We start from the raw sequence: 8,634 nt of genomic DNA, 5'->3' as shown, positions 1-8,634 counted from the left end.
GTAAAAATCACCTACGCTGTGGAGGAGGATCAACCCCTAGGCACCGCAGGATGTGTGAAAAATATTGCCGAATGGTTAGATGATACCTTTCTGGTGATTAGTGGCGATAGTATCACCGATTTTGACCTGCAAAAAGCGATCGCATTCCATAAAAGCAAAAACTCGAAAGCAACCCTCGTCCTGACGCGCGTTCCCAATCCGATCGAATTTGGGGTAGTGATTACCGACAAAGAAGGCAGAATTCGCCGTTTTATCGAAAAACCATCCACCAGCGAGATTTTTTCCGATACTGTCAACACCGGAACCTATATTCTTGAACCAGAAGTCCTCGATTATCTCCCTTACAAAGAAGAAGCCGACTTTTCTAAAGATTTGTTTCCGCTGCTGCTGCAAAGGGGCGAACCTATGTATGGTTATGTGGCCGATGGTTATTGGTGCGATGTCGGTCATCTGGAGGCCTACCGAGAAGCACAATACGACGCTTTATCCGGCAAAGTTAACCTAGAATTTCCCTATCGAGAAAAATCCCCCGGGGTGTGGGTCGGTACTAATACTTATATCGATCCTAGCGCCCAGATTGAGGCCCCGGCCATGATCGGCAATCATTGCCGCATTGGTGCAAATGTTCTGATCGAGAGGGGTTCGGTTATCGGCGATAATGTCACCATCGGTGCCGGTTCCGATCTGAAACGTCCCATCCTCTGGAATGGTGTAGTGATCGGGGATGAGGTCAATTTAGCCGCTTGTACGATCGCTAGGGGAACCAGAATCGATCGACGGGCCCAGGTACACGAAGGTGCGGTGATTGGACAATTATCGATCGTGGGGGAAGAAGCGCAGATCAATTCCGGGGTAAGAGTCTGGCCGAGTAAACAGATCGAATCGGGAGCCATCCTCAATATTAACCTGATTTGGGGAAATACTGCCCATAAAAACCTCTTTGGTCAACGAGGAGTATCGGGCCTGGCTAACATCGATATCACGCCCGAATTCGCCGTTAAACTGGGGGCATCCTACGGTTCCATTCTAAAACCGGGGTCAACGGTAATCGTCTCCCGGGATCAACGTAGTGTCTCGCGCATGGTCAGTCGATCGCTGATTGCCGGTTTAATGTCCGTGGGAGTTAATATCCAAAACCTACAAGCGAATGCTTTACCGATTTCGCGGACTTTAGTGTCTAAATTAAACGTAGTCGGTGGCATTCACGTCCGTATCCATCCCGATCGCCCGGATTTTCTCTTAATCGAGTTTTTAGACGAAAAAGGGATTAATGTTTCCAAAGCGAGGGAAAAGAAAATCGAAGGGGCCTATTTCAAAGAAGATCTGCGACGGGTGGGAATGCAGGACATCGGCAGTATGTCCTATCCGGCTGATATTCTCGATAATTACCGCAAAACCTTTGAAACTCAGCTAAATGTGGAGGCTATTCGCAATAGTAGCTCCAAAATCGTCATTGATTACGCCTACGGAGTCTCAGGGGCAATTTTACCAGAATTACTGGCTAAATTTGGCTGTGATGCCGTGGTTCTCAATGCCAGTTTACGTCAGAATGCCCTTTCCATGCAGGAAAGAGAGTTACTGATCCATCAATTGGGCCATGTGGTGGAGGCCCTGAAAGCGAACTTAGGGGTACAAGTTTCGGCCAACGGGGAACAATTAGTCCTCGTCGATGAGAGTGGTTTATCGATTCGCGGGGAACAATTAACTGCTTTAATGGTGAATACAATTCTGACCGCCCATCCTCGCGGTACAGTGGTAGTGCCGGTTCATGCTTCTAGTGCCGTGGAACAGATCGCGCGTCGTCACGATGGCCGGGTGGTGCGGACAAAAGCCAGTCCTAGCGCTTTAATGGAAGGATGTCAAACTAATCCTAATGTGGTTTTGGGAGGATATGGGCAAACTGGCTTTATTTTTCCGCAATTACATCCCGGTTTCGATGCCATGTTCAGCGTGGCGAAACTTTTGGAGATGTTAACCATTCAGGAACGTTCTCTAGCTCAGGTGCGGGCCGAGTTACCGCGCATTTATAATAAGAATACGGCGGTGCGCTGTCCTTGGAAAGTCAAGGGATCTCTGATGCGCTATCTGGTGGAGACTCACGCGGATCTTAATCTAGAGTTGGTCGATGGAGTCAAGGTGATTAATCCCCTTAATGATGACTGGGTATTGATTTTACCCGATGCTGGAGAACCTTTAGTGCATATCTATGCTAACAGTGAGCAGCGGGAATGGGTCGATCGGACAATTAAAGAATATCGTCATCGTGTGCAGTATTTCGTCGAACATTACCAGGGCGAAATAGTGATGATTTAAGAGTTTTCTGCCCTATTAGCCCCGAAACTTGACTATGATGACTTTTTTGACCTAAAAGGTGGCGTAGCCCTGTAGATGCTCATTTTTCCCGCAAAAGCAAGGCGATTCGATCGGCCGCTGCCTCACCGGTGCGGATCGCTCCCTCAAAAAATCCCGGCCAGCGATCGGCCATTTCTGTGCCGGCCCAGTGAATCGGTCCGACGGGAGTAAAAAGAGCCTCGCCGAAACTTGTCCAGACTCCGGGGGGCATAAAAGCGGAATATGCGCCACCAGTCCAGGGATCCCCGGGCCAATCCACCTCATCGTAACTGATCGGGAAAAGTGCCTCTTGACCGAAATAAATAGCTAAATCCGAGAGAACGGCGGCACGACGCGCTGGGCCACTCATGGAGCGCCAACGGTTATAGCGATCGCCAACCACAAAGGTGGCGATTACCCCGACACCGGTTTCGGGATCGGAACTATCAGCACAGAGTTCCAACCATTGACAATTCCCTTGAGCAACTCCCGCTAGTCCCTGTTTTCGCCAGAAAGGTTGCTCATAGGAAATGAGGATTTTAGCGCAGCATCCCATCGGTACTCGTTGGGTTAGTTGTTCTCGCTGGGGTGGTAGCGGGGGATGATAAATAATGCGGCCGGCAAGATGGGGTGGCATGGCAATGATGGCAAATTTGGCGGTAAAAGTATTCTGGCTGGTTTCTACGGTCACGCCGGCCGAGTCATAATTAAGGCGAAAAACCGGTTCCCCCAGTCGAATTCGCTCTCCTAATTCCGCCGCGATCTTGTCGGGAATTTGTCCGGCTCCGCCATGGATCAGTTCGGCTTCTGGATGTTCGGCCTGAGGGGCGCAATTTTGTCCCCAAAGAACGTGCAGCAGTGAGACTTGGTTGGGTTCGGCTGGTCCGAGAAACCCCACTGCACGGGCCATATAAGCAAAATACCATTGACCAAAATCTGTGCTGGTGTTTTCTTCAATCCACTGGGCAAAAGTTTTACTGTCTAGTTTTTTGGTGTGATCGTTGCTTTGGGGATAACCTGAAGGTAGGGTTTTGGCTAGTTCTTGAAAACGCGCCCATGCTGACATCGCATCTTGCCATTCTGCCGCGCCGATATCGGGTACTTCTCCCTCGTGGAAACCTTGAAAAAAACCATTGAATTCATAGCGTTTGTTGTTGAACACTAGGACGGTTTTTCCCTGATTGGGAGAGGGAAAACGACGTATTTTATACTCATCAAGGAGGGCTAAAAAACGCTCTTGGGTTGGACCGACCCACTGACCACCTCGATCGATCCACTGTCCGGAGGGGAGATATTGTCCAGACATTCTGCCACCGTAACGATTTCGCGCTTCGATTACCAGAACTTGATGACCTTGCCTCTGGAGATTCCGCGCGGCGATTAATCCTGCTAATCCCGCCCCGATCACGATACACTCATAGTTAGTCAATTGGAGATTGGTCATGATTTTAGCCCCACAGAATACCTGATAATTAACAATTATTATTCTCCCCGATTTTTGCCTTAGTTTCTCTATCCATTGGCTCTTTTGATTAAATTATCTGCTGCTATCAATGTTTGATCTTCTTAGCGATCGCTTAAGCCAACACCTAGAACAAATTGTCCGAGAAAGAAACCCTTTTTTCTCTAGTCAAGGACATTTTTATGTGCGAGAATACCTGCGGCAAGAGTTAGGCAATTGGGGAAAAGTTGAATCACATTTTTTCCATTTTCAGGGAAAAAATTACGAAAATTTAATCTTGGATTTGCCTAACAACAGTCAAAAACCTCCGATTTTAATTGGCGCTCATTATGACACGGTGCCGGGGTCGCCGGGGGCCGACGATAACGCCACGGGATTAGCGGTATTATTAGAATTAGCGAGGTTTTTTGGGGAGAATCAGGCTAATTATCCAATTCGTTTAATTGCCTTCGATCTAGAAGAATACGGATTACTGGGGAGCATTGCCTACGCAGAAAAATTAAAACAAACTAAGCAGGATTTAAGGTTAATGTTATCCTTAGAAATGCTCGGTTACTGTGATAAAAATCCCCATTCTCAAAAATATCCGGCTTTTCTAGAACATTTTTACCCCAACACCGGGGATTTTATCGCTTTGATTGGCAATCTCAAAACCCGCAAGGATTTAAATTTTCTCAGTCGAGTCCTGCGGGAAAATCAGACTCCCTGCGAGTGGTTGCCGGTAATTTTTGGAGGTTATATCGTCCCCGATACTCGACGCAGCGATCATTCTCCCTTTTGGAGTCGCGGTTATTCGGCAATTATGGTGACAGATACGGCTAATATGCGTAATCCCTATTATCATAGTTCTCGGGATACAATCGCTACTTTAGACTTAAATTTCCTAACACGAGTGTGTCAAGGTCTCTGTTTTGGATTGCAATCTTTACCGATAAGATAAAAGTTAGCGTTAGCGTAACGCACCAATCCCAGTGAGAAACCCAACATTATTGACGACATTGGTGTGGTTGGGTTTCGCTCAAGCGTCGCTAATATTTGACAGACAAAAGTTATTATTGCTCAACCCAACCTACTGCTTAAGTCACTTGTCTTGGCAAAATTAAAGTCTATCCCGTGTTTTTCCCTATCAATGTTGTTCTTTCGATCATCTCACTCAAACTGGATTTTTTGTACTTCACCGCCGAACAATTTTTAAAAATTCCCTTGGTGTAACGATCTCTGTTTTCCCATAGCGTTGCAGTATAAGCAAATCATTGTCACCAGTAATGAGATAGCGTGCTTCCCCACTGGTTGCCAGATTTAGGAATTTGTTATCGTCTCGATCTCGGCAAATTTCAGTGTGGTCAGTAGGTCTAATCAGCAGCGAAATTTCCAAAATTCTTACTAGCAGTTGTCGGCGCTGCTCCAGTGTAATGTACCTCTCGAACTTTGGGAGAAGAAGTTTTGTGACCAACTCGCATATAGTTGCGGGACTTTGCAGAATAATAAAGTTATTAATCGCGTATTCTACAGCCAAAGCTGGTGTTGTCGTACTGCTTAAGGCGAAGCTTATCAAGACGTTCGTATCGATAACTATGGGTTCACGATTCATCTACTAAAAGCTCTTCCAACTTCTCATCAGTCAATCCCTGACTCTTGGCATAAGCACGAATTTCATTCACCACTTCCATCAAGGCTTGGGTGGTTTCTTCCTGTTCGTTTCCCGTCATCTCATGATTCTCGATGGTGAAATCGACACACGCATGAGCGGACAAACCTAACTGCTCGATCGCTGTGGGGATCTCGCTAATTTTAACGTTTCGGATCGTTGCTTTCATATTTTCAAAGTAGCACAAATACAAACTTAAAACAACCCTCTCATTACTTTTTGCTCGGTTTCCTTCTTAATCTTGAGTGTAGTGGATTGTTTCAGCTAATTTGGTGTATTAGAAAAATGCTATAAATTCTATAATCTAAGACTTTAAGCCGAAATCTATTGCCCTATTTTAGCTGAAACAGTCCAGTAGGGTGCGTTAGGGTTAGCGTAACGCACCAATCCCAGTTAGAAACCCAACATTATTGACGACATTGATGCGGTTGGATTTCGCTCAAGCGTCGCTAATAGTAGTATCCTAACATCGGCAACAGATAAACCTCCGTCAAGCATCTGTAACCATTGCTGGTTTTTTTCTCCGAATCACCCATAATCTTATTTTAACCGTTCAGGGGGCGGTTATCAAGTAGCCATTAGTTTTGTAATGGGGATTTATGTCCCGCTCCAAAAACTTTTCGTCTTAAGGCGAGGTTTTAGACCCGATTTTTTCGATAAAAGCAGACCACGGGGGAATTTTTCACAGCACTAAAGCTCTGCAAGAATTATCACTTTAAGCGGTGACATTTTCTGTTTCTGCTGGTTTAATTTCCTGCATTTCTACTTTAATTAAACTCACTCTAGCACGATAAAGTAGTTTTTCCCCATGACGATAGCCCCGATAACGAACTAAAACGGGTGTACCTATTTCTGCTTGACCATCGATCAATTGATGGATTTGCGGATCGTAACTAACATGATCACCGACACTGTGAATTGGTTGCACTCCCCAGCGCTGCAGTAACTGCATAATCGGTTTAACTAGGGAGAGGATTTTGACGGCTGCTAGGTCGGGATTTTTGCGGGCAACGGCCTCGGCCGTGGGCCATTGAACTAACCAAGATTCGATCGCTTCGATGCTTTGACGTTGAAATTCTTCGGCTAATTCTTCTTTTTGCTGGTCTAATTTTTGCTGTAAATTTTGATACTCTTGTTCGAGAATTTTTAATTCCCCTGAACGATCCTCTGTCCCCATCGTCGGGATTTGAAAATGAGCGAGGAGATCGCTAACTGGCAGCTGCAGCGCATTAGCTAATTTCACCAAAGATTCAGAGGATAATTTGGCGATTAAACCATGGCGAACTCTCTGCAATTGCCAAGAAGATAGACCCGATAACTTACTCAATTCTTCTAGGTTTTTACAGCCAATTTCTGCCATTAACTGCTCTAATTTTTGCCGATGATATTTATATAAGGACTCATTCATGGGACTTCTCAGCTTAAGCGATGTGTTTAGCTAAAACGGATTTAGGAGCGCGACGAACTCGACAGAGAATTGTTTCTTTACCGAGACGCTGATGAGCGGCAAAGCGATGGCAACCGGAAAAACCGTAGTATTGACCATCCACCTCCAAAACATCGATCGGTTCTCGCAATCCCTCCTCAGCGATCGATTGCATCAACTGATTAACTTTTTCGGGATCGGTTTGTCGCGGTAAAGGACGACGAATTTGGGACAGAGGAATGTTTTTAATTTCCATACTGTCTTCACTATAGCACATTTAGGCTAAACTGAAGATAAGTTGACTCGGTTGCTGATGCAGTGGTCTGCCTCGGTGCTGGCAGTTTTCTTGACACAGACAAGATTTTATCAGTCAGTCCTCTCCTTTGCTGACTATGACTATTCCTCCTATCAATGAAAAAATTATCCGGCAAAATAGCACCAATGCTTCCTATCAGCGCGGTCAATATTATTACGATAACGGTGCGGTTATTTCTCTTTGGCAACGGGGGCAAAATCTACAAGCTTTAGTGTATGGTAGTTAGGTTAAAAACTATCGAGTTGCTATCGATTTTAACCAAGATAATCTTGAGAATGTCTCCTGTTCTTGTTCCTAGTATTACGAGGGTTTGTGTAAGCATATTATGGCGGTTTTATTAACCTGTTCTCGTCAACTATAATTAATTATCAAAAAAGCTTCCCTAGAGGAGTTATTGACACCGATCGATGAAAGTAAATTAAGAAAATTGCTTAATCATTTAGTGGCTAAACACCCAGAAATTATCGAGACAATTGATAAATTTTTAGTTCCAGCTACCCCAGTTAATAAAGCGGCAGTGAAGATAACTATTAATCTCAAAGCTTATCGTAATACTGTCCGTAATGAACTGCGGCAATCCCTGCGAGCGATCCAAGAATATTACTACGAAGAAGAGCCAATTTCTAATGAAATTTACGCCCTAGTGGATGAGAACCAAGATTATTATCAAAAGGGAGAACCGGATAACGCCCTCGCTATTTTAGAAGCAATTATTAGCGCCTGTATCGAGGAATGGGATGATTTAGAAGATTACGGTGACATCAATGATGATTTAAGTGCTAGAATCGATCGAGTTTTAACTGCAGCAATTTTAAGTAGGTAGGTATTAAAAACTTTCAGATCCCCCCGCCTATCGGCACCCCCCTTATCAAGGGGGGCAGGGGGGATCAAACCTAAAATCTATTTTTAATTTAATTATAACCAGCTACTTAAGTAGAGAATTTAATCCCCAAGAAAAGCAAGATTTAAGGGAAAAAATCGAGCAATGGCAGCATGAATGGAATGCCGATTTTGAGATGAGTTTAGTGGCCTTACAACAGGGATGAGGCGCTCCAGTTTTAGAGAAGATTTTACGGTGAGAATCGGCTAATTTTTCAGAAATATGGTCAGAGAATATCCGCGATTATGCCCAAAAATTAACTTCTATTCGCTTTACTACCCGTCTTTTTCCTTATCGCGAACTCAGGTTACTGTAGGATTTAAAAAATGGCGATCACTCTTACAGCAAGATTTCCAGTGCCAAAGTGAACCCCGGAACCACATCCTCCCCGCTTAAAATCGCGTTGGCGGGATAACAGGTAATCGTACCATCCTGACGGTAGACGAAAGCCTGTTTATTGTGGCGATCGATCAACCATCCTAACTTCACCCCGTTCTCCCGATACTCCTCCATTTTCCGCTTTAACTTGGATAAACTATCGGTTTTAGAACGGATCTCGATCACGAAATCC

At 44.9% G+C, this 8,634-nt stretch carries 8 protein-coding genes and 2 pseudogenes; 4 read left to right on the top strand and 6 right to left on the bottom strand.

Annotated features, from left to right (window positions below):
* On the top strand, positions 1 to 2,313 hold a 2,313-nt coding region (locus PX484_RS25220; protein ID WP_288106129.1), incomplete at its 5' end, for a mannose-1-phosphate guanyltransferase.
* Positions 2,314 to 2,392: 79 nt separating this feature from the next.
* Here PX484_RS25220 and PX484_RS25215 read toward each other — a convergent pair.
* Positions 2,393 to 3,775: a flavin monoamine oxidase family protein gene (locus PX484_RS25215; protein ID WP_004163662.1), complete on the bottom strand. Its 1,383-nt coding sequence runs from the start codon at positions 3,773 to 3,775 to the stop codon at positions 2,393 to 2,395.
* Positions 3,776 to 3,884: 109 nt separating this feature from the next.
* Between PX484_RS25215 and PX484_RS25210 the strand changes: the two genes are divergently transcribed.
* On the top strand, positions 3,885 to 4,733 hold the full coding sequence (locus PX484_RS25210) for a M28 family metallopeptidase (protein ID WP_287765489.1): 849 nt from the start codon (positions 3,885 to 3,887) through the stop codon (positions 4,731 to 4,733).
* 234 nt (positions 4,734 to 4,967) lie between these two features.
* Here PX484_RS25210 and PX484_RS25925 read toward each other — a convergent pair whose 3' ends face one another.
* The 4 genes from PX484_RS25925 to PX484_RS25195 all read right to left on the bottom strand — a co-directional run bounded on the left by PX484_RS25925 (position 4,968) and on the right by PX484_RS25195 (position 7,144).
* Positions 4,968 to 5,384 (bottom strand): putative toxin-antitoxin system toxin component, PIN family, encoded by a 417-nt coding sequence (locus PX484_RS25925; protein WP_061433419.1) that lies wholly within the window; start codon positions 5,382 to 5,384, stop codon positions 4,968 to 4,970.
* Positions 5,374 to 5,610: a hypothetical protein gene (locus tag PX484_RS25205; protein WP_002799399.1), complete on the bottom strand. Its 237-nt coding sequence runs from the start codon at positions 5,608 to 5,610 to the stop codon at positions 5,374 to 5,376. Before PX484_RS25205 ends, PX484_RS25925 begins: the two co-directional genes overlap by 11 nt.
* Before the next feature lie 546 nt (positions 5,611 to 6,156).
* Positions 6,157 to 6,849 carry a helix-turn-helix domain-containing protein gene (locus PX484_RS25200; RefSeq protein ID WP_287765492.1) on the bottom strand — a complete coding sequence of 231 codons (693 nt, stop codon included), beginning with the start codon at positions 6,847 to 6,849 and terminating at the stop codon, positions 6,157 to 6,159.
* A 13-nt stretch (positions 6,850 to 6,862) separates the two neighbouring features.
* Complete coding sequence (locus tag PX484_RS25195; RefSeq protein WP_004163666.1) at positions 6,863 to 7,144, bottom strand: ParB N-terminal domain-containing protein; 282 nt, start codon at positions 7,142 to 7,144, stop codon at positions 6,863 to 6,865.
* A 115-nt stretch (positions 7,145 to 7,259) separates the two neighbouring features.
* Between PX484_RS25195 and PX484_RS25920 the strand changes: the two are divergent.
* Both PX484_RS25920 and PX484_RS26165 read left to right on the top strand, forming a co-directional pair.
* Positions 7,260 to 7,997 (top strand): annotated as a pseudogene (locus PX484_RS25920) (SWIM zinc finger family protein); the annotation flags it as partial.
* Positions 7,998 to 8,115: 118 nt separating this feature from the next.
* Positions 8,116 to 8,334 (top strand): annotated as a pseudogene (locus PX484_RS26165) (SWIM zinc finger family protein); the annotation flags it as partial.
* 68 nt (positions 8,335 to 8,402) lie between these two features.
* Here PX484_RS26165 and PX484_RS25180 read toward each other — a convergent pair.
* Positions 8,403 to 8,634, bottom strand: a 232-nt coding sequence (locus PX484_RS25180; protein WP_288106126.1) for a Uma2 family endonuclease, incomplete at its 5' end; no start/stop codon positions are given.

This window comes from Microcystis sp. M49636_WE2, from assembly GCF_030065375.1.
GTDB lineage: Bacteria > Cyanobacteriota > Cyanobacteriia > Cyanobacteriales > Microcystaceae > Microcystis > Microcystis aeruginosa_C.
The sequence above is the reverse complement of the archived record's forward strand: the minus strand, read 5'-3'. Positions and strand labels throughout refer to the sequence as shown.